We start from the raw sequence: 25,255 nt of genomic DNA, 5'->3' as shown, positions 1-25,255 counted from the left end.
GTGAGGTGAAAACAGTCCAAAATCATATGATATCTCATAGCCAATCACTGACAATATGCTTGGGAAATCACAAGGTAAATCACACAAAAAAGACCGACTTTTGATGAGTCAGTCATTTCATTACCGATTATTGTCTTATTCCACTAAAGCACCCTATAGTTTAAGTGCATTTGTTCACAAACTTAAAAAAGTAAGGCAAACCTTCTGGATTAAAAAACAAAAAAGATTGCAAAAAACAGAACAATTGTCCATATGTATGAAGTAAGGATGGTTTTGTTAATACGATTGTTATTTCTTTGTTTCTTGTGCTCAATCGAAAAAATAAAGAGAAATATTAAAAATAGAAAGTAAATAAGGAAAACATATAAGAGTGACCGCCACTGTTCCACCCAGGTCATAATTGGTCCTACAGTTCCCCCTACTAAAAACAGAATAATAGATAAAACACCAACCGAGATAGTAAGCTTGGGCATCACATTCCAAAAAGATCGTTTAAAAATATTGTCATTCTTTTTTGCCTCCAATAAAAAAATTAAATAGAAGCAAGATAAAACCACTGTTACGATAAAAAATGTGATATAAATGTTGTTTGCTGGGGTCCAATTTGCAGAAGAGCTAACAATTCTATTACCCTCATTTAATTCTAAAACCGCCATCAATATTCCTATAGCACCTAAAGTCAGGATTTGAAGTAAAAACCATTTCACGGAACATACACCTCCTAACTATAATACGAACGACAATGGTAAAAGTTCTCAATAATTTCACTTATTCAACATAACTGCCTCTTTAGTGTAATAAGAGGGACAAGAAAAGCAGTTAATCCTGCTTGGTTCAACACACCCGTTTGTTAAGGACTTTACGTCACAACCCTTGGATTCATTATGTGAGCCTTCTAAAAATAAAATATAATTCTAATATTATTGAATTTTAAATTCTATTTATTCAGAATAAATGCAAAGGAGGATTTACTATGAAACAGATTTATTCGCCACTACCACAAGAAAGCTTATCAATATCCGTTGAGGCCTCACCTGTATGGGAGATTACACTAGGTATTGCAGCCTTTACTCATAGCAAGTTGCGTCACACCTTTGAGCAAGATGAAAATTGGTTGCAACACCAATCAAATATGCCATCAACATTAATGAGTAATCTAAAAGAAATTGAGGATACAAATTTATGGTATGCGTTACTTATGTTGCAAAATAAACTTTGCTCTTCCAATGTTCAAGGCTTTATAAACTCATTAAATGAGTTGGAACCAGAATCGTTTTATGAAACAGTCTTACCCTATAAGGACCGTACATATGAGGCTATAAGAAAAAACACAGCAATAAATTATATGAATGGAGATGTCTTTTTTCAATATGCTTCTTATTTTAAGGATCATGAGTATCTCAATGCCTATGTCCTTTCCTTCCGGCAAAAAGAATATAAGGACATAATTGGATTGTTAACTGATACAATTCTTGTATGGTCTCAGTGGATCAGTGAACAAAATGATTGGGCGAAGTGGTTGCAAGCCCTGTCTTTCGAAAATAAAAAAAACCGGGTAATTGATAATTCTATACCATTGGAGGAAATCGAACGTATTACAGGAGGAGCAAAGTATCTGCCAGAACCATCTGTTTGGCAGGTAAAGCTCGTACCGCATGTATCCTATCGTCCATGGATTTTGGAACTACGCTCTCCTGATACAAAGCTGTTCTTTTATCCATTAAACGAAGATGCACTTTTAGAACCTGGTGTTCCCCCTCAAGAACTAGTACAAGGTCATAAATCATTGGGGGATGAACTTCGCTTAAAGTTGTTGTATCAAATCACAAAAGGACCCATTTCTCTGCAAGATTTGAGCATTCATTTTAATGTTTCAAAAACAACCCTTCATCATCAACTTTCCCTGTTAAAAGCAGCTAAGTTCATTAAGGTTGATAAAGGGATTTACTCAGCAAACACTTCGAAAATCCAAACTTTTTCGAAACGTCTTAATCAATATCTTGGGGAAATTCATGAATAAAATGGGGTATTCAAAATCGTTCAAATCTCTTTGGATTGGAGAAATTGTTTCTGAGTTCGGGGGAGCTGCCGGCGGGATTGTAAATGGGCTTTTATTGTATGAGATTACGGGGTCGAAGGAATGGATGGGAGCTCTCTGGTTGATTTACTTTCTTCCGTCCTTAGTACTTCAGGGAATAAGCTCACCTTTCCTTAATCATGTTATTAAAGAAAAAATGCTAAAAAATATACAACTAATTCGTTCAGGAGCATACCTTCTGCCTCTCTTAGGCTATTTAAGAGGAGAGGATTACATTACAATAATAGGTTTAATTATTTTACAATGTTTATTAGGCCTAGTTCAGCCAATATATGCAAGTCTTTCTTTTTCACTATTGCCTGATTTATGTTCTGAAAAAGAGCTGGTACAAGCAAATAGTTTATTAGACGGAACTCTTAGATTAATGAGTTTTATTGCTCCTGGTATTACATCATTACTTCTTTTAGTCAGTCCTATTTATGTTATATACATTATTTCTAGTCTAATGTTTTTACTAAGCTATATCTCCTTATTACAAATACCACAGAAGAGTGTTGAAAAAATTGCAACATGGTCCAAAAAGTTCTGGTGGGAAGAATTAAAAGCTGGTTACTTCACATTTTTTCAATATCCGCATTTATTAAAACTAACGATCTTATCTTCAATTGTGCAGTTTGCCGTAGGAGCCACGATGGTAATAAATGTTCCTTTTATTCGAGGAGATCTCAATGGACAAGCTTGGGAGTATGCGGTATTCTCTGGGACTTTTCCCGTTGGATATGCTATAGGAATGTTACTGCTCACAAAGTTACCGAAAAACAATCTCCTTATGTACTCGGGTTTAATAGGTGGTGGACTTTCCTTTGTTTTGCTTTATTTCGTTCCAAATATCCCATTTGCATGGGCTTGTGAGCTAATAGGAGGCATTTTGTTTTCATTGTTTAATGCACAGAGTGCTGCATACTTTCAAAGAGAAGCACCTAGAGAACGACTTTCACAGTTAAGTTCAATTCGTTTGCTATTTTTAAGACTTACTATGCCCTTGGGGATTTTATTTGCATCTGCTTCATTCCTGGGAATTAGCACACGATTAACGTATTTGTTAATTGGAACATTCATTGTACTTCCTGGTTTATATTATTTATTAAAAACAATCATTAATGGGGACTCAGCTGCTAAACAAATTAGAAATATTGGTTAAGAAAAAGTGCAATGCTTGCTATTAAAATGCATTGCACTTTTTGAATAATATTTGAACTAAGCTTCCTTAATAAAGTTAGCAGAAATACAATAAAATCAACATAAGACGTTTGATAATGAGCGTTAATTCATAAATAAGCGTTAATCCTTCTTGGGTCAACAAACCCGGTAGTTGAATATCATTCATACATACTTCAAGCAAATAGTAGGTCATCATGAACCAAAAACCAATGAAAGATGGGACCTTAGAAATATCTGTTCCATGGGAATCATACGCTACCTTTTATTAATGGCGTGTCCTTTACTGAATAATTACAACTTAAACCGGAATGTACTCAATAAAAAGAGAAATATTTCTAAGCAGAAAAGCACGTTCCAGCATTTGTAGACAAAGGGGAAACATTTCGTAAAAGCCAAAAACCTTTATACTCAGAAAATATGAAGGTTTTTTTAAATTTTTATTGAAAAATTTTCACGAACCATTAGTTCGTTTTGTTAAATAGAAATAGCCCTCCTCAAACGAGATGGGCTTTTAACGGTTTATTGACTTTCTTAGATTGCTTTCATGCCTTCTAGGATAATTTTTGCATCTGTATTTAGATATGCTGGTGTATCTTTTCTAATCAGTAAGTTGGGATGGTCCTTTACAATCATTTTTATTCCTCTAACGTCGAACTTATTTGCGTATGTATTAATTGCATTAATGATAGCCATATCCTTTCTTGTCAACGGCTGTCCATCATGAGCCTGCATTTGCAAGATGAAATCCAATACTCCCTTGCATTTTTATTTAACATATTTCTATGCTCATTTAAGATTCCAATATTTTCTTCAATATAAACCCTTGCGGTAGCAAGTTCCATTTCTTCTACGTTTTTGTTAATCTTTGCTGTAAGTGATTCTAAACTCAATCCATCCATCTCCTTGTTTGTGGCTACAGTGTATATCGGAATAAAAACGATTTAATTTAAACAAGTCAAAATTATAGCCAACAATTCGGGAGAGTTATTTTAGTTTTTCGGGATCTATCCCATAGAAATCTGTTAACTTTTTTAAAGTAGATCCTCTGTGATTTCCTTTGTCATTTTCTATGTTGCCTAGAGTCCTGGTTGTCATATTGAGTTCTTCGCAAACCTGCTCTTGAGACATATTCCTTATAAGTCGTTCTGATCTTAACTGAGTACCTAAGCTTTCATTATTCATCTGGAAACCTCCGTGTAGTATATTTGAGATTATATCCCTCCAATAAAAAATTTCAAACCCAACTTAAACGATAACCCTTACTGGACCTTTTTACAGTTACAAGAAAGTATAGATTTCGTTTCCTTCATTAAAAAAACCAGTTAAGTGTTATCTTAACTGACCTTTTTTTGACCACACGCTTTTTAAATAGTGCACAAAACAGTGCACAGACTTATTTTATTTAATTGTACTAGATTTACTTAGATTGTTTACTACAGTCCCCAAACCCTTATAAATCAAGACTTAATTGATTTTAATTAAACTTATTTAACTCAGTTTAACTAATGGATTTCCTCTGGCAGCGTTGAGGTCAGGGGTTCGAGCCCCCTATTCTCCACTAACAAAAAAGCTGCAAAACCAATTGGTTTTGCAGCTTTTTTATTGATTGTCTCTTTAAAGAATCTCCGGTCTTTTCCTGTTTTCATAAGTGTTTACTTGTTTATAAAATGGGTAAATTCTTATCTATTAAGAAAGCAACCCTTTTATGGGGTATTGAATTGTTTCATAAGAGGTACAGGAGGATTTCATTTGTTTAAGGATATTTCGACTTTAGAAGAACATAATTTAGTGAAAGAATTAAACTATAAGGTTATAGATGTGTCTAATATAATTGAAAGAGAATCCATTCATGGTGAAATCAATGCCATTTTCGAACAGGCAAAGGCTCGTTTTTTATCTAATTTAAGTAACTAATTCTTCCACTAATAAAGAGGCGGAAAAACCATTTGGTTTTTCCGCCTCTTGTTATGATCCTGATTCTGATCTCAGTTAGTATACTTCTTGGATTCCACCATTAATCATTCCAATAACCCTGCTCCCTTTAAATACTCCCTAGCTGTTTCCTCAGCTGATTCTCCTTCTACATTCACCTGGTAATTCATTTTTCGCATTTCGTCATCGGTGATTTTACCGGCTAACTTGTTGAGGACTTCAATGATCTCGGGATATTTTTCAGCTGTTTCTGCTCTAAGCAGCGGAGCTCCCTGATATGGAGGAAATAGGTTTTTATCGTCCTCAAGTACAAGCAATTTATATCGTTGCAGCTCACTATCAGTGGAGTAAGCATCGACAAGGTTGATTTCCCCATTTTTGATTGCTCTGTATCTTAGCTTTGGCTCCATCGTAATCAAGCTTGGTAGCTTTAAGCCATAGAGTTTTTTGATACCTTTGTAGCCATCTTCACGATCGGAAAATTCAAGTGTGAAACCTGCTTTTAGCGAGGATTCTATTGATTTCAGGTCCGAGATGGTTTTTAGATCATTATCTTCAGCGAACTTTTTAGGAACAGCTAAAGCATACGTATTGTTATAATCCATTGGCTGGAGCATTACCATATGGAACTCTTTTTTCATGCCTTCTTTTGCTTGCAGGTAAACGTCCTCTCGTTTAGTACTGCTTGCTGTCTCTTTTAAAAATTCCGAGATTGCTGTGCCGGTGAATTCGGGATAAATGTCAATATCTCCGTTTTTCAAAGCTGTAAAAACAAAAGATGTTTTTCCCAATCCTGGTTTCAACTGAACAGAGTGATCCGTTTCTTCTTCGATCAATAGCTTGTACATATTAATCAAGATTTCTGGCTCTGAGCCCAGCTTCCCGGCAATGACAATCTGGTCGTCATTTTTCCCGCCTAGGAACGGAATGGCCATCATGACAAGGACAGCTAATGAAATAGTACCTATCGTAATGAGCGATTTTTTAAAGGAAGCAGTTTCGAACCTTCTAAGCACAAGATCGAACAGAATCGCAAGCAAGGCCGCTGGGATTGCACCAAGGACGATTAATGCCGTATTATTCCTGTCAATTCCGAGAAGGATCAGGTCACCTAACCCTCCTGCTCCAATCAGTGCTGCAATTGTCGCAGTTCCGACGATCAAGACCATCGCCGTCCGGATTCCAGCCATAATGACGGGCATCGCCAAAGGAAGTTCAACCTTCATCAAACGGCGCTTGCTGTTCATTCCCATAGCACGAGCAGCTTCGATTAACGATGGATCCACCTCATTGATTCCTGTATATGTATTCCTTAAGATCGGCAGCAGTGCATAAGCCACTAGGGCAATGATTGCTGGGACTTTGCCGATTCCGAATAGTGGAATCAACAGGCCGAGCAATGCCAGGGAAGGAATTGTCTGAAGAACAGCTGTTATCCCAATAATTCCTTCGGAAATCCGTTTCCTTCTTGTCAAAAAGATACCAAGAGGAATCGCAATCAGTACAGCAAAAAACAGCGCTATGAAAGAAATCTGGATATGTTCGAGCAAGGCACTTAAAAGTTCGTCTTTTCGATCTATAAAAGTGGAAGTCCAGTCGTTCATTTCATTCCCTCCATCTGCCTGGATAAAATCTTTATGATTCCCTGTCTGTCAATGGTACCAATTATTTTATCCATTTCTTTTACAGCCAGCTGCTCATGCTCGCCAAGCAACGACAGGATTTCGTTTAAAAGCACACGGGAATCAACGATAGGCAGATTGTCCGGTTCTTCAGGATTTACAGGCTTGACTCCTCCCCTAACATCGACCATCCTTTCCTCGGCCTGGTCCACCCCGACAAACTCACGGACAAAGTCATTAGCAGGCTGCTGGATTAGCGCTTCGGGAGTTCCTGTCTGGACGATTCCCCCATTTCTCATCAAGCATATCCTGTCTCCAAGCTTCAATGCTTCACTCATATCATGAGTGACGAATACGATGGTTTTCTTTATGTTTTTCTGCAATTCGATTAGATCATCTTGGAGCTTTTCCCTGCTCAGGGGATCCAATGCGCTAAATGGCTCATCCATTAAAATAATCGACGGGTTGGCAGCAAGTGCACGCGCCACGCCAATTCTTTGCTGCTGGCCACCGGATAATTCATTGGGCAGCCTTCTGCGGTACGTTTCCGGTTCAAGTCCGACCATATGCAGCAATTCATCGATGCGTTGATCGATTTCTTTTTGCTCCCATTTCTTCATTTCCGGAACAACCGCAATGTTTTCTTCGATCGTCATATGCGGAAACAAGGCAATTTGCTGAAGGACATACCCAATATCCCAGCGCAGCTCGTGAATATCATAGTCACTGATCATCTTATCATTGATTTTAATGTAGCCTTCCGTAAGCGGAATCAGCCGATTAATCATTTTTAATGTTGTCGTTTTGCCGGAGCCGCTTGGGCCGATCAGGACAAGCAATTCCCCTTCGTTGATATGTAAATTAAAGTTCTTCACCGCATAGGTTCCATCGTCATATTTTTTGGAGACATTTTCAAAGCTGATCACTTTTTCACCCCTGGATTTTCTCGTATTTTACTTATAGATATTGTTAGCAGTTTGAGCATTTTTTACTTTCGGTTACAAAAAGCGCCTGTATTACATACTACCAAAACAGACTACATTGGTAAAAATCGACTTTCATATAAAACCAAGTTACCTTTACCCTAAAGACAAGAAAATCATTCCATTAAAAAAGCTTTAAAACCAATTCACTGGCTTTAAAGCTTTTTTGAGTCCTTATTTTAAGATGTCATCAATCGTGTTCAATTCTGCATCACTAAAATCGAGACGGTTCAGTGCAGCGACGTTTTCTTCAATCTGGCTGACTTTGCTGGCACCGATGAGTGCTGAGGTGATTTTCTGTTCTCTGAGCACCCAGGCAAGTGCCATCTGGGCAAGTGACTGGCCTCGCTCTTGTGCAATTTCGTTTAATTGCTTCACCTTATTAAGCACTTCTTCAGAAACATCTCCCTCATTGAGGAAGCTGTTCGGCTTTAAAGCTCTTGAGTCTTCCGGGATTCCATTTAAGTATCTGTTCGTCAACAATCCTTGAGCCAATGGCACAAATGCGATTGATCCGACTCCTTCGTCTTTGAGCAAATCGGTCAGTCCATCTTCTACCCAGCGGTTGAACATTGAATAAGCAGGCTGGTGGATCAGCAGAGGAGTACCCAGGTCTTTTAAAATTCCGATTGCCTGCTTCGTTTCCTCCACGCCGTAATTGGACAAACCAACATAGAGAGCTTTTCCCTGTCTGACAACATGATCTAAAGCCATCATTGTTTCCTCTAAAGGTGTTTCCGGGTCGGGTCTGTGATGGTAAAAGATATCGACATAATCGAGTCCCATCCTTTTTAAACTTTGGTCGAGGCTGGACACAAGGTATTTTCTTGAGCCCCAATCTCCATATGGTCCCGCCCACATTCCATATCCTGCTTTCGTCGAAATCACCATTTCATCACGGTAGCCTGAAAAATCCTTGCCCAAGATGCTGCCGAAATTTTCTTCTGCTGAACCAGGCGGCGGACCATAGTTATTCGCAAGATCAAAATGAGTGATGCCAAGATCGAAAGCTCTTCTTATTAATGAACGGCCATTCTCAAATGTATCCTGGCCGCCAAAGTTATGCCATAGACCAAGGGAAATTGCTGGCAATTTTAGGCCTGATTTACCGCATCTGTTATATTTCATACTTTCATATCGATTGTTGTCTGGTTGATAAACCATTATTTAAAACCTCCAGAAAATCTTCTTGTTTTTCTACCATCCCAATGGGTCAACTTGCAGTTTTTCTTCCCAAAGCTCTTCTAACTTCTTCGCTTTTTCGGTTGAAATTCCTTCCACTGAAGCAGATAAATTCTCAATCAGCTGCTCTGAATTCTTGTTTCCTGGAATCACAGTAGAGACTTGCTGATAATAAAGAATATACCTTAAAGCCAACTGGACAAGCGACTCACCAGGTTGTAGCATTTCCTTAAGCTCGGGCAGGAACTCGGCTCTTTTCATAAGCTGTCCGCGGTCCCAACGACTGCGTATATCTGTAAAAACACTATTTTCATCATACTTACCTGATAGCCACCCAGAATCAAGCGGAACTTTAACAATCAACCCTACATTCTTTTCTGCAGCGAGCTTGAATGCTCTCCTTGGCTCCTGATGAAAAATATTGAACATGACCTCAATTACCTGGCTTCCGGTATTCCGAATCAGCTCATCCATTTCTCTCCCAGAGTCAACTGAAGCTCCGTAAGCCAGGATTTTCCCTTCCTGCTTGAGTGACTCCAAAACCTTAAAATGATCTGTGCTTCCAGTCAGTATTTCAAACGGAGGGTTATGCAATAAAATTGAATCCAGGTAATCCGTGTTTAACCTTCGTAAGCTGTCTTCAACCGAGCTGCGGATTTTCTGCGAATCAAAATCGAGCGTGTTATCTGGATGATGCCCAAACTTGCTATTGATAACCGCCTCGCTCCTTCTTCCAGTGAGAGCTTTCCCAAGCAATGCTTCACTATTTCCTCCGCCATAATTCGGTGCAGTATCAAAGAAATTGCAGCCTTGATCAAGCGCCTCATGCACCATCCTAATGGCCTGATGATCTTCCACGCCTTCCCAGTCCCTTGCGTTCCCGAGCTGCCAGGCACCAAACCCAACTTCCGACACCTTCATCCCAGTGCCGCCAAGATTTCTGTAATTCAACTGTCTTCACCTCTCAAAAAATACTCTGATCATGCTGTTTGGTCCGACGTGTCAACCAGGACCTTCTTCTCCCAGACACGGCTTCTCCACCTGATATACATGATGATGCCTCTGAACCATTCATCAATGATAAAAGCGATCCAAATGCCCGAAAGCCCGAAGCCCATTTTAATTCCCAGGAAATAGGCGAGCGGCACACTGATCCCCCACATCGAAACAAACGCCATCGTCACAGGGAATACCGCATCACCGGCTGCCCGGAGAGAACTGATCACGACGATGTTGAAGGTTCTCCCAGGTTCAAGGATTAAGCACAATAGCAGAACCTTGCTGCCTTCCCTGATGATTTCTTTATTATCTGTAAAAATCCCCAGTATTGGTTCCCTGATGGATACGATTACCACGGTGATCGCCATCGTGATGATGATACTTAGTTTCAAGCTCTTCAACAGCTGATGATAGGCCTTATCAAATTCTCTGGCCCCTACTTTGTAGCCGATCAGGATTTGCGTTCCCTGGCCTATCGCTATACCAAAAAGCATCATGAATGACATGATATTGAATGTATATACCCTTGTTGTCAGTGCCATAGCCCCGAGCAAACCGATAATGACGGTAATCGCCATCTGGCTGGTGTTGTAAAGAACATTTTCCCCGGCTGAAGGAACGCCTATTTTCAGGATTTTTTTGATAAAAGTCTTATTGAAGCTCAAGTAATCTTCCAAAGCAATTCTCATAGGAAGCCTGCGGTACAGCAATCGAAAAATCAGGATCACTGCGATCGCACGGGATATGGCTGTCGAAATAGCCACACCCTGAACACCCATTTCCGGAACACCGAATAGTCCATAGATGAACAGACTATTGCCGGCAAGGTGAATGATATTCATGATAATGGAAATGAACATCGCCTCTTTTGTTAATCCATTTGCCCTAAGTATAGCTGACGCGGTAACAAGTAGTGCTTGTGTGAAAAGTGTTCCGCCAACAATCGTCAGATACTGTTGAGCCAGCCTGTGTATTTCCGGTGTCAGATTGAACATCTGCAAAAACAAATCATTGAAACCGACAACAATTACACTGACCAATACTCCAAATATAAGATTAAGAGATAGCGAGAGACCTGATATCTTCCTTGCATCCGTTTGAAGTCCTGCTCCAAGGTTTTGCGATACTAGAACCGCAGTCCCTGTGGCAACAAAACCAAATACGAGAATCATAAAAAATACGAGCTGATTAGCTACCCCTACAGCCGCTACAGCCTCATCTGAAATATGGGACAGCATGAAAGTATCCGTGCTGCCCATTAACATATGCAAAAATAACTCTATAAAAATGGGACAGGTAAGTGCTAATAATCCAATCCGTTTAGGCAGACTGTTGTTTTTCTGTAAATTCATACTGCATTTCCACCTTTAAAAGTTCCCTTTGATTAAAAAGGGGGTATATTACGCTGACCTCCGCTCATTCAACTTTGATTGTTAAATTTTAAAGCAACGCAATGAAATAGAAGAATAAGAGGCAGAAAAGACTTGCTGTTCTGCCCCATCATTTCGACCATATTTAAATTTATTGGCGCTAATTTTAAAATAATTCGACCACATTCCGAATTTTATTGGCGAATTTTAAATTAATTCGACCACATTTTAAGTTTTATTGGCGAATTTTAAATTAATTCGACCACATTCCGAATTTTATTGGCGAATTTTAAATTAATTCGACCACATTCCCAGTTATTTCGACCAAGTTGAGCCATCCTTCATTATTTTACAAGCCTTAAAAAACTTCTAAAATAAAACCACCTCCTTTTCATGATCATCACATAGCATAAAGCACATTTTGTCATGACAAGGAGGTGGCAGAGCTTAACTTTCTACGATGAATGTTGTAATTGAATGGCCAGTCAACTCAGCTTCGGCAGTCTTACTTCCGACCGATAATGAGAATGACTCTGTACTGTCTGCATCATTCATGACCACAGCAACAATGGAGCCATCTTCATTTTGGAATGATACTGCTTTTAATGATTCATGATTTAGTTCATGTGCGATTCTTACTGCGTTTGGCTTAATGTACTTGCTGAAATGTCCAATATAAAAGAAGGAACTGTTATAGTGAATTTCACCGGTTTTTGTATCAGCGATCACTGGAGCGTCACAATAATTGCCTACATGGTTCGGACCGCCCTGTTCATTCAGGACAATATTCCAGTCAATCCAGCCCTCAAGCCAGTTATTGATATCGCCCATGATGTTCCTTGCGTAACGTTCCCCAGTATGCCATGCGCCTAACTGGACTCCGCCTTCAATGCAGCCTTCGGTAAAAATCAGATGCTTATCCGGAAAATCCTCATGGATCTTGCTTAAGTTCTCGAACTCCTCAGAAACATACCAGTGCAGCCCGGTACCCCAAATATATTTTGAAGCCTCAGCGTCTGATAAAATCGTCTTTGCCCGCTCATAAGCAATATCCCGATTGTGGTCCCAGATGATGATTTCCTTATCACCTAGACCTTCCTGCTCCATGACAGGTCCCAAATGATTTTTCACAAAATCACGTTCTTCTTCGGCTGTATATCTGCAGGAATCCCAGACCTGTGTTGCTTCCGGCTCATTCTGCACAGTGATTCCCCAAATCGGGATTCCTTCTGATTCCATCGCCTTGATGTATTTCGTGTAATACAAAGCCCATCTGCTATAAAACTCAGGCTTCAGCTTTCCGCCATTATTCATTTCATTATTTGTCTTCATCCATGCCGGAGGGCTCCATGGAGAAGAAAGGATCGTCAACTCTTCTCCTCTTGCCTTCACCGCATCCCTTATGAGAGGCAATACGTATTTCTGTTCCCGTTCGATTGAAAAAGTCTTTAGTTCAACGTCATTCTCTTCCACATAAGTGTAGTTCTCCAGTGCGAAGTCACAGCTATGAATATGGGTTCTGCCCAGGCTGTAGCCAAGACCTGTTTCCTGGTTAAAATAGCTTTCGATTATTTTTAGGCGTTCATCTTCCGGGATTTGCGCAAGCGTATAGGCAGCCGCCTCTGTAAACGCTCCCCCAAATCCCATGAAGCTTTGATATTTCGTTTCTGGATCAAGGTTCATGACGATCTTTTGGTCATCATTCCGGTCTGCTACAGAAGCATACCCCTTATCAGCAAAGCGGTCACCGGTGTTTTTGGCAGTTTGGATTACTTTTATTTTCATCTATAAGCACCTCATTCTCATTAGTCTAAATAAACGTCGATTTTTGAAATTTTCCCATTCCGGACAGCTTTTGCATACCATTCAGGCAAGTGTGTGCCTTCAACCGTGACCTCTTCACCAATTAGGTGGAGCACATATCTAACTGTCCTGGCACCATCCATTCCGAATGTGTTTCTTCTTGTTGGATTATGGTAGGTTACCTGAGTCTTACCCAGTAATGTAAACTGCACATTTCCCTCTTCATCGAAAAGCCATGATGGCAATATTGGCTGCAGGCTTAATGTAAGCCCTTCTTCTCGGACTGCAAAAGCCTCTTTGCCCATCATCATCGTTTGCCAGATGCTTAAAAATTCTGCCGTTGTTCCGCTTAACCTGGCGACAAAACCCTGGTCATGCAAGGCTTCATCCGGATTCACGCTGCTGGCAATAAAGGAGGAGTTTTCAAGAATACTCCTGCCGTACACTTCCGCATCCATGAATGGTGGCAGCGCAGAGGTCAAATCCTCATAAAACTCTTCATATAACCCTGACTTCAGGACACTGAGCAGATATTTGAATTCCATATGCATGAAGATGGATTCTCGCTCCAACCAGCCTGGAGTAAATGCCCTCGCTCGTCCGATTTCATAAGTTTGCTCTTCCAGTGCCCCAGATGTTTTATACATTTTTAGTTTTGGATCATAGATCTCAGAGTTCCTAACATTCTGATACGTCGAACGGGCTTTTTCTGCATCAGCACTCTTCAATTCCCTTGCTGGTCCCTCGAGGAAATGTGGCAGCACAGACACCTTGAATTCGTTGACCTTAACGAACGGAAGTCCTTTTTTGTTCAACTGTTCGTTCCCGTTCACATCAACAATCTTTTCCCAGTTCACAGCTTCAAAGAAGAAGTAGGTTGGAATCAGTCCATCGCCAAGCTCTGTCGCTTTTTCTATTCCTGCCTTTGTCTTCAAAAGCATTTGCCTTGCATACCCTGTCAGCTTTTGTAACGGGATATTTTTTTCCGTCCCTTCAAAGCCATTTTTCACTTCTTCACGATACTTCTCACGGGCAGCGGATACACGATCCCAATAGTTGTAATCGTCCAATTCACCTTTTTCAAACAGGACAAGATTTGCATGAACAGCCTCAACCAGTTCAGATACCTCTACAGGCAGTGCAATGTCAATGTCCCCACTTTCTCCAGAGGCAATGACAAAGTCAAGAAGACGTTTAAGTTCGAGTGTCTCACTCATGGCTGAACCGAATAATCCAGGAAGACCATTCATTGAATCATTCCACCCAGGCTTATTCGCTTCCATTTCCACACCCATTCCATAAGGGTCCAATGTAGAAAACTTAATCAGAGCTAGCGAGAAAATTTTGCTGTAAAGGTTCGATGTATAGAATTCTCCCTCAGATGTAGTCAACCAGTTTGAGCCTTTTTGATGACCGTATTCTGTAATGGCCTCATATTGACGGACTTTGCCGTTTGCCAAGACATATTTTTCAGAGCGAGGGTTCACAAATACAGGGCTGTGGAAATATTTATAGCTGGAATCTTCAAATAGAAGCCCTGTTTTGTTTTCCGGGTAGACCTTCAGGTAATTTTCAATCAAGTCAAGATTGTAAGTCCAGTGATCCATCCAGAACCCTTCACCAAACTCGGCCTCAATGTTTTGGCTGCTCCTGGAAAGGAGATTTTTCAGGAATTCCGGAAGTGATACTGTCAAATCTATCTCGCTGTCTGAAATTGTTTGAAGCAAATCACCGGGTGTAAAAGTTCCGCTTAGCTTCTTTTTGATGAATATCGCGCCCATATCATCCGAGACAAGCTCCTCCAGCCATGACCAGTCCGACTGATCCTTTAGTTCAAAGCTTGCACCTTTTACCACAAGCGGATTATATCCATCTGCCTGAATCAGGCTCATGAATAGCTTGATATTATAATCTTCGGTTTCAGGATGGAAAAAGACATCATTCCGTCGGTTTTGATTCACATCACGGAAGTTTCCGTTGCCCTGGGAAAAGAATTCTGGCGCAAGCGAGAAGAAGTTATAATCCCTCTCCAGATCTCCATGCTTGCGGGAAAATACATAATAAGTAAACGGTGATGCGTCAGTTTCCAGGCTAATTGGGTATCCGCCGCGCAGCACATTATCGAGATAGCTTTGGTTAACATAAGCATCAAACAGCGGTGAAGCCGTTTTTGTCTGCACATCCTTCGTGATCCCGGTTACAAGACTTTGAGCTTCTTCATATTTTCTCTCCATATATCCGTTCGCCATTATCTCTGCTGCTTTTCCATTGATGATTTCAATATCCTTCACATGGCCAACAAGCGTATGGAAGGATATCTTCTCGCCTTTGCCAAGCAATCCGCTAACACCAGAAAAGCCACAAGGAACTTTATTGGATGTAACTGGCGCAGCACTTAAGATCTCTTCCACTGATTTACTTTCAAACGCATCAGGAAAAGAGAGTGAACTGTTTGACCCAAATACAAGATCAGCATCAACAATTGGCGAGATCAATTGACCATCATCAGTAAAACTCAAGTAAAAATGGCCTTTCGAAACCTCTTCAACTTCCGCTGAGTCATTTGTTGATGAACGGACTCTATAGTATGGAATGCGATTTTCAAGATTGAATACATCCATCCAGCTTTTCAGTGTATTTCCAACTGCTTTGTAGGCTGCGTCATCAATGCCAAATGGAATGATCGCTGGCAGTCCATCGAGCAGCTCGAGGTTCATTGATTCTTCAGTAAGATTTTCAACTTCAACCTTTCTCACCAAAGCTCCAAAGTTCTCGTTCGGCAATGTGAAATACGTAATAAGTGTCTTCAATCCGTATTGATGATTGATTTCCTCAATTTTCAGCTCATTCTCTTTGATATACATCCTTCTCGTTCGGTCTTTCTTGCTTCCGAATGACGAGAAAGGTTCAACGATGTTGTTCCCATCCATTTTTATAAAAGTGCGGAAACCATTGGCTGCTACACGCTGATACGCCTGATTTGCCGGGAAGAACTCTGTAATGGCATGATTTTTATCCTGGACACCGAAGCTGACCATTGCCTGTCCACGGTTTACGTAAAATGCCCAAATCGGAATCCCGTATAATCCTGCTAAGCCAGGAAGGAAGCTCGAGAACGTTTTTGCCTGATCGAATTCTTCAATTACAAGGTATTGATTTTCATCAAATCGGTATTTTTCCATCATTATCACTCCGAAGGTATAAGATTTAAATTGAACGTTCCTTGATGATTTCAGCATAACGGTAACCACTGTCTTTTAAGATTCTCTCCTGTGTTTCGAAGTTGACATAGGTAATACCGAAACGTTTTTCATAACCAAATGCCCATTCAAAGTTATCGAGAAGGGACCATTGATAATAGCCAGCGATATTCATATCCTCTTCATTCAGATCTGCAACAGCATTAATATGTTGTTCAATATAATTTTGTCGCTCTGGATCTTGGACTGTATTGTCTACTGAAACCTGATCATCGAAAGCTGCGCCATTTTCAGTGATATAAATTGGCAGTTTCGTATATTCCTTGCGCAGACGCCGGATTAAATCCTTAAACTCATAAGGAGAGATATCCCATCCCATTCCTGTCTTTTCGTAGTCTGAATAAGCACTTGTGTAAAGGAAATCTGATGCAGCATTGAATTTAACTAGACTGCGGGTGTAAAAGTTAATCCCAAAGAAATCACACTCAATCGAAATCTTTTCCAAATCACCTTCCTGGATAAACTCAAAGGAGTGGACGTATTTGGAGAATAGGTTCATCATGTCGGCTGGGTAATACCCTTTTAATACAGGATCAAGGAACCATCGGTTTGTATAGCCGTCGGCATTATTAGCGGCCAATCGATCATTTGCTGAGTTGCTTGCAGGGTACATCGGCGACAGATTCAGCGTAATGCCGACAGGTGTTGAAGAGGCAAGCTTGTCTTTCAACAGAGACACTGCTTCACCATGGGACAGAAGAATATGGTGAACCGCTTTTAATGCTTCCTCCATATTTGTATGTCCTGGAGCATGTACACCCTGATGGTAACCGAGGAAACCTGCGCACCACGGCTCATTATGGGTAATCCACATTTCCACATGCTCATCAAGCTCCTCAAAGCATTTCTCTGCGTATTCCATGAACCAATTTACAGATTCTCTGTTTGTCCAGCCACCCTGTTCATGCGCCCACATTGGCAGATCCCAATGGTAAAGAGTGACCGCAGGCTTTATTCCGTTTTCGATCAAGCGTATTATAAGGTTTTTGTAAAAATTCATTCCTGCTTTGTTATACTTTCCTTGCTCTGGAAAAATCCTTAGCCAGGCAATCGAGAATCGATAAGAATCCACACCAAGCGTTTTTAAAATCTCAATATCTTTCTCATATAAATGGTAATGGTCACACGCAATATCCCCGTTATCCATATTGAAGACATTTCCGGGAGTCCGGGAAAATGTATCCCAAATGGAAAGGCTCCTTCCGTCTTCTTTATAAGCTCCTTCTATTTGATAGGAAGATGTAGCTGTTCCGAAAATAAAATCTCTTGAAAATCTATTCACCAATTTCTCACCTCGAATGTTAATAGTCTTCTCGCTTGTAAACTTTGATGTAATCAACTGTCATCTGCTGTGGGAACTTGGTTGTTTCATCAGGGTATCCCGGCCATTTTCCTCCGACAGCCAGATTTAGCTGCAGATAAAATTCGCGGTCAAATGGTGCAAAACCAGGCTGCTCATCTTCTGAGTCTACAGCCTTGCTGAACCATTCAGTCTGTCGTGCATACAGGACATCATCTACATACCATTTGAATTCTCCTGGCTCCCAATCAAGAGTGAAAACATGAAAGTCATCGGAGAACTTTTCGCCTTCTGGAAGTGTATAATTGTCTCCTGTATATGTGTGGGGCATGCCATAATGAAGCGTTCCATAAACGGTACCTGGTTGATGTCCGATACTCTCCATGATGTCAATTTCACCGCAAGCTGGTCATCCAGTATACTTTTTCATATCCTCCGGCATCATCCAGATTGCAGGCCAGATTCCCTGTCCTTCCGGCAATTTTGCCCGAAAAGAAAATCGACCGTATTTCCAGGCTGCCTTGCCTCTGGTCGTCATTTTCGCGGATGTATAATCCATCCCTTTATACTCTTCCTTCTTCGCCTCAAGAACCAGCATGCCATTCTCGATTCGCACGTTTTCTTTCCGTCTTGTATAGTACTGGGATTCTTCATTCCCGAAGCCTGTGCCTGCCTCAACAAAATTCCATTTGTTTTCATCTATCTCAGAAAGATTAAAGTTCTCTTCCCAAACTAACTTCCACTCCGCTTCAGAATTTGAAAGCGTCATCATTTCTTCGCTTAATTGATCCTGGTTTTTTGACTCCACCTAAACCGCCCCTTTATGAAAAGACTCGTTGCTGTGAACAAAATATATCTCAATTTCTATTCTACCTTTGCCAGTCCTGCATCTTGAGATAGAGAATTTTGTTTAGGGTGACAATATTTTAGAAGAGCGCAACATCATTTGAAAACACTTCCAAAAAACGTTAAAACAGTTGAAGATTAATTGGGTTTTAAGTGAATCTCCGCATAAGAGATGGTGAAAATGAATTGGAGATACTTCGGACAAAGTGATGGCGCACCGACGAGATTTTGTCCGAACCTGGGGGGACTTCGGACAAATTGTAGGTGTACCGACGAGACTTTGTCCGAACTTGGGGGGACTTCGGACAAATTGGTGATGCTCCGGCATGATTTTGTCCGAACCTGGGGGGACTTCGGACAAATTGATGGTGCACCGACGAGATTTTGTCCGAACTTGGGGTTACTTCGGACAAATTGTTGATGCTCCAGCAAGATTTTGTCCGAACTCGGTGGGACTTCAGACAAATTGTTGATGCACCGGCGAGATTTTGTCCGAACGTGGGATGACTTCTGACAAATTGTTGAGGCACCTGCATGATTTTTCCGAACCCGGGGGGACTTCGGACAAATTATTGATGCTCCGGCATGATTTTGTCCGAACCTGGGGGGACTTCAGACAAATTGTAACCGCACCGACGAGATTTTGTCCGAACCTGGGGGGACTTCGGACAAATTGTTGATGCTCCGGCTTGATTTTGTCCGAACTCGGGGTGACTTCAGACAAATTGATGGCGCACCGACGAGACTTTGTCCGAACCTGGGGGGACTTCAGACAAATTGGTGATGCTCCGACCAGATTTTGTCCGAACCCGGGGGGACTTCGGACAAATTGTTGATGCTCCGATGAGATTTTGTCCGAACTCGGGGTGACTTAAGACAAATTGAAGCCGCACTGACGAGATTTTGTCCGAACTTGGGGGGACTTCAGACAAATTGTAACCGCACCGACGAGATTTTGTCCGAACCTGAGGGGACTTTGAACAAATTGAAGCTGCTCCGGCATGACTTTGTCCGAACCCGGGGGGACTTCGAACAAATCAAGGCTGCTCCGGCGAGCTTTTGTCCGCTCCTGATGTTACCTTTTCCTTTGAGATGACAAAATTTCGTACCTAATACTGATTGAGCATTCTTTTATAGCGCTTAAATTTGTCCGCATCAATAACTTAAAAAACAGAAAAAAGAGAGCCAATTCAGCCCTCTTCATCCATTCATTTCCCGATATTCTTTTGGGGAAATTCCTTCAACATCGCGGAACACCCTCGCGAATTGTTTAGGGTTTTTGTATCCAACCATCTCACTGATTTCGAGTATTTTAAAATCTGTCTCTTTCAGCAGCCGCTTTGCACTTTCTACTCTGACCATTTTCAAGTAGTCAACGAAGTTTTGTCCAATATACTCCTTGAACATATGGCTGAAATAGGAATAATTCAACGAAATGTAATTAGCGACTACGGCTAAATTCAAATCTTTATGATAATTTTCCCTAATATACGCAATTGCCCGGTCCATGTACTTTTGCTCTGAATACACGGCTTTTACCTGTTTATTGTATTCATGGATTCTCATCAGCAAATCCTCGAGGGAATGGAAGTATTCATGGAAGTTGTCAAAGTTATAGATATTATCTATCTTATTTAGAAGCTCGAACGTTACAAGAGATTCTTCCCCCAATCTCTTGAAAAAGCCTTTGAAGATTGTTTCGTTGATTTCCTCATTAAGATTTTCTAGATAATCGATGCTACTGTGGGCAATGACATCAAAATCCATAACCTGCCTAAGGTTATCTTTAATTTCCTTTTCCCGTTCAGTCCCCAGCATATTAGAAATTTTATTGATCAGGTCTGTCGGGATAGAGGCTATTTCTGGTTTCTCCTTAACATTCTCATATAAAATGATCTGACGACGCGGATAAAGGAAGTGATACTTAATCGCTGTGTCTGCCTGGCGATAAGTTTTTTTAAACTCTCTTATATCCTGCGTCTTTTCGCTAATGCCAATGGTAAAAATCGAATGTTTGTCCCTGCTAAGCTGTTCTTTCAGAATGGAGAATTGCTCGAAGTCTGCTGAAATGATTGTCACTCGGCCGTCTTTATCAAGGAATGGAATGCTGTCACTGCTTGAATTGAGCAGCTGATTGATCTTATAAAGAAAATCCTCTCCAGCTATATCTTCATCCACCTGAATGATTCCTACATAATATCCATCCGGATATGATTCTATTTTCATTTTCTTATAAAGATCTTCTACATCTTCCTGCTGGATATTAGGATTAAGCAAAATGTAGTTTAATTGACTGGCACGGTAGTCATCCAGGTGCTGGTAGGTCATTTTCTGGCTGTTTTCCAGTTCTTCTATGATGGTATTCAAGGTTTTGAAAAGCTCTGTCCGGTTTACCGGCTTCAATAAGTAATCCTTTACCTTATGCTTGATCGCTTCCTTGGCATACGTGAAATCATCGTATCCGCTTAGAATCACAATCGATGTTTTTATGTCATCTTGCTGTTGGAGCTCTTTAATTAATTGAATACCATCCATCCTTGGCATTTTAATATCAGTGATAACGATGTCCGGTTTATTTTCCAATATGCCATCAAGGGCTTCCTGTCCATTTGATGCAATGAACGTTTTAAAATCTGGATATTCCCGCTTGATCATTGCCTGTATACCCAATCTGATATTTTTTTCATCGTCAGCTATAAAAACTTTATACACTTTGGCTGCCTCCTTTCATGATTTTACAAGGCATTTTTATCGTCACCATTGTGAATTCGTCTTTCTCACTAGTAACAAACACTCCATATTCCGTTCCATAGTAAAGCTGGATTCTCTCATTCACATTATGGATTCCTATGCCATTGCCACCTTTAGAACCTGGATTTTGAATTCCTGCCCCAGTTTGAATGGAAATGTTGAGGGAATCGCATTCTTCTTGGGTCATCCCCACACCATTATCTTTTATCTCAATGATGATATAGTCCTCTGAACATCTTCCATTCACCTGCAGGATGCCTTCGCTTTTCTGGTCATTAGGAATGATTCCATGTTTGATTGCATTCTCAATGATCGGCTGCAGTGACATTTTCAGCACTTCCTGATCATGCAGTTCGAGAGGGACATCAATATTCAAGGTTAGTAACCCATCCAAGCGCAAATTCATAATGTCGACATAGTTCTTTATATAATTCAACTCTTCATCCAGCACCACAAAGTCATTTTTCCATTTAAGATTGTAGCGCATCATTTCACCAAGGGATGTGACGGCATCAGAAATAGGATACTGTCCTTCTATTTCTGCCATCATCTTGATATTTTCCAAAGTATTGTAAAGAAAATGCGAGTCAATTTGGGTTTTCAGAGCCTTTAATTCTGTTTCTTTAGCAGTCGCCTGCTTATTGACAGCATCGGCGATCAATCCATTCATTTTACCAAGAAGACTTTTAAAATGAAATGCAAGCTCCGAAATCTCATCTTGTCCATCAATTTCAACGTCTACAGAAAAATCGCCTTGTTCTACCTGCTTCATTGAATCCTTCAATTTGTACATTTTTTTCAGCAGCAGTAAAACCAATACATAGGTGACAAAAGAAAGAATAATAACAAGAAAGATGATTCCGCTAAAAATTACATTCCTCGTCTTTGCCGTTTCTGCATAAAGGCCTTCAAGGGAAATAACATTCAGCAGGTATGCATCCAAATCATCAATATAGGCAGTGATGACAAGATATGGAGTTTCATTATTTTCAAATTGAAAGCTGCTAGTTTCTTCGTGTTTTGATTTGTTGAATTTATGTATGAGATCTTCAGTGTCAATTCCCTCAACCTCAAAATAGGTGTGATGGAAATTCCTGATCATGTTGTTATCCTTATCAATGACTACGTAGACAGAATCAGGGTCCTGCACCATTCCGAACATCTTAGGGAAAAAGTTTTTCAGGAACATATTGATTTCAATGATGCCTAAATGTTCATTCTTTGGGTAGTCCAATTCCCGCAACAATGAAATTTTCGCTGTATTTTGCGATGGAAGTCTTTCAAGGACATCATCGGTCTGCTGATCGAACCACCATACCTCCATCCCATTCCTGTTGATAACCTCTTTTCTCCATGGCTTTTCCATGATTCGCTCTTCTTTAAAAAGAATCGGCCACATCTCAGTTATATATGGATTGGTGGTATAGAGGCGAATATTCTCAATCGCTGGGTTATTAGCCTGCAGCCTGGTCACATTCGACAATTCGTTCATCTTGAAATCAATCAACTGATCAATATTTGCTTCGTTCCTGCTTTTAACAAAGTCTATGAATTCTATATCCGACACGACCATTTGTGCGGTTCGTCTCATCGATTCAATATTATTCTTTATATGGATTTTCTCAATTTCAAGAGCATTTTCACTTTTTATCCTGATTTCATTGATCGCCCTGTCATACACGTTGCTTGAATAAATAGAAATGAAAATGATGATGGGAATAATGATAATAATGATATATAAGGCAATCAGCTTTTGTTGCAGGGAAAGTCGATTCAACCATAAAGCAGCTTTGTTAACTGTTTTTTGAAAATCCATATTCTCACATCCATTGTTTGTCCGCATATAAAAAAATTATAAAGTATAGTCAATATAATTATTGTGTTAATGTGTTTCAATTTAATGAAATTAATTTTGTGTAATCAACCTAAGTGGTTCTTCCCTATATGTATAAAAGGCTGTTATCGTAAAGATTGCGTGATAATAAGCCAGTTTGAAGTTCGGTACGGATTGCACAAGCTCTTTTCTCATCATTTTTTGAAGAAGCATAGGTCATTCAATCTTGTAGTCAATAATAACAAAGTTTGAGAAAAGAGCTAGGCAAAAAGAGGAATAGACTGCCCCCTCAAGAAATTTAATTCTAGAAGGAACAGTCTTACCTTGGTTATTTATTTTGCACCATTAAGTTTCTCTTTGTTCTTTTCATAGATTTCCTGCTGATACTTTTCAACTTTTTCATAGCCGAAAGAATCACGTTTCTTCAAGAAATCGTTATAGACCTTATCGAATTCTTTATCGGATTTTGCAAGAAGAAGCTTAGGCAGTGTCTTGCCCCATTCCTGAGCAATCTTGCTTGCTGCTACACCTTCAGCGGAAGTTCCAGTCGGGCTGATGCCGTCAAATTCTGCATAGCTGACTGTCTTTCCTTTCGTCCAGTCTTCCATTTGCTTGAATGGCTCTGAAGCAGGCGGTGCCCACGCAAGGCTCATGTTTGTATCCATCAGCATCCAATATTTGAATGAAGCTCCATACTGCTGGTCAAATGCTGCACGGTCCTTATTTAATAGGTCCAATACTTCTGGCTTGAATTCAGGCTTACCGTTCACCATGTCATACGTTTCGCCTTCTTTACCCATGTAAAGGTCCATTTGTCCTTCTTCACTGATCATGTAAGTCAGGAATTGAATTGCTCTTTCTTTGTCTTTAACGTCTTTAGAAATCAAAGTAACTGTCCAGCCTGAGATGCTGTCACCTGCTAATGCTGGTCCATCTCCCTTTGAGTTCGCTGGTCCGTCTACTGCGATATAAACGGAATTAGGATCTTTTGCATACAATGCGTGCTGTTGTGCTGCAAGGTCACTGCGCTGGTAAAGCATCGCGAAGTAACGGCCTTGTGAAATTTTCTCTTCCATTTGTGGACGCTTATCGATGAAGATGTCCTTCGCAAGAAGTCCTTTGTCGTTTGCTTCTCTGAAAGTCTTTAACCATGCAAGATATTCAGGATCCTGGCTGCGGTCATAAACCTTTCCGTCTTTTTCCATCGGGATGTTAAGGTAGTTTTGCAGATAGCCTTCAAGAGAAGTATTACCTACATCAGTAAATTCATTCAATCCGAATGGAATCAATGGTGCTCCATTCACTTCAGGGAATTTCTTCTTAGCCTCTTCAAGAGCCTTCAAGAATCCTTCAGGAGTGCTCATATCCGGGCTGCCAATTGCTTCATACATATCTTTTCTAACAAGGAAAGTCTGGTTAGAAGGCTTAAGGTCTTTATATTTGTCGAAATCCTTTGGTGAAGAAGAAGCATTCGGGTAGCCATACGTGTTGCCATCTTCTTGTTTGTACCATTCAATCTTGGCTCCGTCTGCTACTTTATAGAAATATGGATCATATTGGTCTGCAAGTTCATTTAACGGAAGAACAAGCTCACCTTCGATCATTTTCTTAACAGCATCTTCCCACCAGCCGATTGTGATGAAATCAGGAAGTTTGCCAGAAGCGATCATCGTGTTCATTTTCTCTGCTTCGTTACCTGCTGGTGAGATAAAGTTAACTGACACACCAGTTTTATCCGTTACATACTTGGAAACAGCATCGTCGCCCCATTTATGCGCGAACCATGAAAAGTTAACGTACCAATCAAACGTAATTGGATCCTTATTATCTTGCCAGCCAGGTGCATCAGCACTTGCCTTCGGTTTATCTGCGTCCTTTTCATCGGAAGCGTTTTCATTTGTCTTGCTGGAACAACCTGAAAATAGTGCTAAAACCAATGATAGAACAAGCAATAATGAAAAGCCTTTGGAAAAGAATTTTTTTCCCATTTTCTTGACCCTCTCTCTTTTTGTTATTTTGGTCCACATTATTTAATGTATACTGCTTTAAAAAGGAGGGAAAGACTTTTCGGCTAACTTCCAGCCTTTCCCACACTTTGAAGGGGGTATCCTTCA

Annotated in this window: 18 protein-coding genes and 1 pseudogene; 3 read left to right on the top strand and 16 right to left on the bottom strand. The window is 40.3% G+C overall.

The annotated features are described in order from the left end of the window. Window positions 1–209 precede the first annotated feature (209 nt). On the bottom strand, window positions 210–707 hold the full coding sequence (locus LC048_RS02680) for a hypothetical protein (RefSeq protein ID WP_226601608.1): 498 nt from the start codon (window positions 705–707) through the stop codon (window positions 210–212). A 266-nt stretch (window positions 708–973) separates the two neighbouring features. Here LC048_RS02680 and LC048_RS02675 point away from each other — a divergent pair, with 266 nt between their 5' ends. Together LC048_RS02675 and LC048_RS02670 are read left to right on the top strand one after the other, a co-directional pair. Then, window positions 974–2,020: an ArsR/SmtB family transcription factor gene (locus LC048_RS02675; protein ID WP_226601962.1), complete on the top strand. Its 1,047-nt coding sequence runs from the start codon at window positions 974–976 to the stop codon at window positions 2,018–2,020. After that, window positions 2,013–3,239 carry an MFS transporter gene (locus LC048_RS02670; RefSeq protein ID WP_226601961.1) on the top strand — a complete coding sequence of 409 codons (1,227 nt, stop codon included), beginning with the start codon at window positions 2,013–2,015 and terminating at the stop codon, window positions 3,237–3,239. The genes LC048_RS02675 and LC048_RS02670 overlap by 8 nt, the downstream gene beginning before the upstream one ends. 551 nt (window positions 3,240–3,790) lie before the next feature. On the opposite strand, the gene LC048_RS02660 is transcribed toward LC048_RS02670, so the two are convergent. From LC048_RS02660 to LC048_RS02650, 3 genes are all read right to left on the bottom strand, one after another. After that, window positions 3,791–4,009 carry a hypothetical protein gene (locus LC048_RS02660; RefSeq protein ID WP_226601960.1) on the bottom strand — a complete coding sequence of 73 codons (219 nt, stop codon included), beginning with the start codon at window positions 4,007–4,009 and terminating at the stop codon, window positions 3,791–3,793. Then, complete coding sequence (locus LC048_RS02655) at window positions 3,964–4,149, bottom strand: hypothetical protein (protein ID WP_226601959.1); 186 nt, start codon at window positions 4,147–4,149, stop codon at window positions 3,964–3,966. The genes LC048_RS02660 and LC048_RS02655 overlap by 46 nt, the downstream gene beginning before the upstream one ends. Before the next feature lie 94 nt (window positions 4,150–4,243). Further along, window positions 4,244–4,441, bottom strand: a complete 198-nt coding sequence (locus LC048_RS02650) for a helix-turn-helix domain-containing protein (RefSeq protein WP_226601958.1) — start codon at window positions 4,439–4,441, stop codon at window positions 4,244–4,246. Window positions 4,442–5,008: 567 nt separating this feature from the next. On the opposite strand from LC048_RS02650, the gene LC048_RS02645 reads away from it, so the two are divergent. Further along, window positions 5,009–5,173, top strand: coding sequence for a hypothetical protein (locus LC048_RS02645; RefSeq protein WP_226601957.1), 165 nt, complete (start codon window positions 5,009–5,011; stop codon window positions 5,171–5,173). Between the two features lie 104 nt (window positions 5,174–5,277). Here LC048_RS02645 and opuFB read toward each other — a convergent pair whose 3' ends face one another. The 12 genes and pseudogenes from opuFB to LC048_RS02585 form a co-directional block, all read right to left on the bottom strand. Then, window positions 5,278–6,795, bottom strand: coding sequence for an osmoprotectant update ABC transporter permease/substrate-binding subunit OpuFB (opuFB, locus tag LC048_RS02640; protein WP_226601956.1), 1,518 nt, complete (start codon window positions 6,793–6,795; stop codon window positions 5,278–5,280). Beyond that, complete coding sequence (locus LC048_RS02635; protein ID WP_226601955.1) at window positions 6,792–7,739, bottom strand: ABC transporter ATP-binding protein; 948 nt, start codon at window positions 7,737–7,739, stop codon at window positions 6,792–6,794. Before LC048_RS02635 ends, opuFB begins: the two co-directional genes overlap by 4 nt. A 231-nt stretch (window positions 7,740–7,970) precedes the next feature. Continuing rightward, window positions 7,971–8,960 (bottom strand): L-glyceraldehyde 3-phosphate reductase, encoded by a 990-nt coding sequence (mgrA, locus tag LC048_RS02630; RefSeq protein WP_226601954.1) that lies wholly within the window; start codon window positions 8,958–8,960, stop codon window positions 7,971–7,973. 33 nt (window positions 8,961–8,993) lie between these two features. Next, window positions 8,994–9,929 carry an aldo/keto reductase gene (locus LC048_RS02625; protein ID WP_226601953.1) on the bottom strand — a complete coding sequence of 312 codons (936 nt, stop codon included), beginning with the start codon at window positions 9,927–9,929 and terminating at the stop codon, window positions 8,994–8,996. A gap of 29 nt (window positions 9,930–9,958) precedes the next feature. After that, window positions 9,959–11,329 (bottom strand): MATE family efflux transporter, encoded by a 1,371-nt coding sequence (locus tag LC048_RS02620; RefSeq protein WP_306049368.1) that lies wholly within the window; start codon window positions 11,327–11,329, stop codon window positions 9,959–9,961. A gap of 465 nt (window positions 11,330–11,794) precedes the next feature. Beyond that, window positions 11,795–13,132 (bottom strand): glycoside hydrolase family 30 protein, encoded by a 1,338-nt coding sequence (locus LC048_RS02615; protein ID WP_226601951.1) that lies wholly within the window; start codon window positions 13,130–13,132, stop codon window positions 11,795–11,797. A 20-nt stretch (window positions 13,133–13,152) separates the two neighbouring features. Then, window positions 13,153–16,335 carry a cellobiose phosphorylase gene (locus LC048_RS02610; RefSeq protein ID WP_371931983.1) on the bottom strand — a complete coding sequence of 1,061 codons (3,183 nt, stop codon included), beginning with the start codon at window positions 16,333–16,335 and terminating at the stop codon, window positions 13,153–13,155. Window positions 16,336–16,357: 22 nt separating this feature from the next. Continuing rightward, window positions 16,358–17,692 (bottom strand): GH1 family beta-glucosidase, encoded by a 1,335-nt coding sequence (locus tag LC048_RS02605; RefSeq protein ID WP_306049366.1) that lies wholly within the window; start codon window positions 17,690–17,692, stop codon window positions 16,358–16,360. 19 nt (window positions 17,693–17,711) lie between these two features. Next, window positions 17,712–18,479: pseudogene (locus tag LC048_RS02600) on the bottom strand (glycoside hydrolase family 16 protein). Window positions 18,480–19,756: 1,277 nt separating this feature from the next. Next, window positions 19,757–21,268, bottom strand: a complete 1,512-nt coding sequence (locus LC048_RS02595) for a response regulator (protein WP_226601947.1) — start codon at window positions 21,266–21,268, stop codon at window positions 19,757–19,759. Continuing rightward, the gene (locus tag LC048_RS02590; RefSeq protein ID WP_226601946.1) at window positions 21,261–23,123 is read right to left on the bottom strand and encodes a sensor histidine kinase; all 1,863 of its coding nucleotides are present in this window, start codon (window positions 23,121–23,123) and stop codon (window positions 21,261–21,263) included. Before LC048_RS02590 ends, LC048_RS02595 begins: the two co-directional genes overlap by 8 nt. A 350-nt stretch (window positions 23,124–23,473) precedes the next feature. Continuing rightward, on the bottom strand, window positions 23,474–25,129 hold the full coding sequence (locus tag LC048_RS02585; protein WP_226601945.1) for a type 2 periplasmic-binding domain-containing protein: 1,656 nt from the start codon (window positions 25,127–25,129) through the stop codon (window positions 23,474–23,476). Window positions 25,130–25,255 lie beyond the last annotated feature (126 nt).

It is taken from the genome of Mesobacillus subterraneus (assembly GCF_020524355.2).
GTDB lineage: Bacteria > Bacillota > Bacilli > Bacillales > Cytobacillaceae > Mesobacillus > Mesobacillus subterraneus_C.
The sequence above is the reverse complement of the archived record's forward strand: the minus strand, read 5'-3'. Positions and strand labels throughout refer to the sequence as shown.

What these genes read in the sequence shown, in the direction of transcription:
- LC048_RS02615 (WP_226601951.1), bottom strand. Translation starts at nt 13,132, where the DNA reads ATGAAAATAAAAGTAATCCAAACTGCCAAAAACACCGGTGACCGCTTT.
- mgrA (WP_226601954.1), bottom strand. Translation starts at nt 8,960, where the DNA reads ATGGTTTATCAACCAGACAACAATCGATATGAAAGTATGAAATATAAC.
- LC048_RS02610 (WP_371931983.1), bottom strand. Translation starts at nt 16,335, where the DNA reads ATGATGGAAAAATACCGATTTGATGAAAATCAATACCTTGTAATTGAA.
- LC048_RS02590 (WP_226601946.1), bottom strand. Translation starts at nt 23,123, where the DNA reads ATGGATTTTCAAAAAACAGTTAACAAAGCTGCTTTATGGTTGAATCGA.
- LC048_RS02620 (WP_306049368.1), bottom strand. Translation starts at nt 11,329, where the DNA reads ATGAATTTACAGAAAAACAACAGTCTGCCTAAACGGATTGGATTATTA.
- LC048_RS02585 (WP_226601945.1), bottom strand. Translation starts at nt 25,129, where the DNA reads ATGGGAAAAAAATTCTTTTCCAAAGGCTTTTCATTATTGCTTGTTCTA.
- opuFB (WP_226601956.1), bottom strand. Translation starts at nt 6,795, where the DNA reads ATGAACGACTGGACTTCCACTTTTATAGATCGAAAAGACGAACTTTTA.
- LC048_RS02670 (WP_226601961.1), top strand. Translation starts at nt 2,013, where the DNA reads ATGAATAAAATGGGGTATTCAAAATCGTTCAAATCTCTTTGGATTGGA.
- LC048_RS02650 (WP_226601958.1), bottom strand. Translation starts at nt 4,441, where the DNA reads ATGAATAATGAAAGCTTAGGTACTCAGTTAAGATCAGAACGACTTATA.
- LC048_RS02675 (WP_226601962.1), top strand. Translation starts at nt 974, where the DNA reads ATGAAACAGATTTATTCGCCACTACCACAAGAAAGCTTATCAATATCC.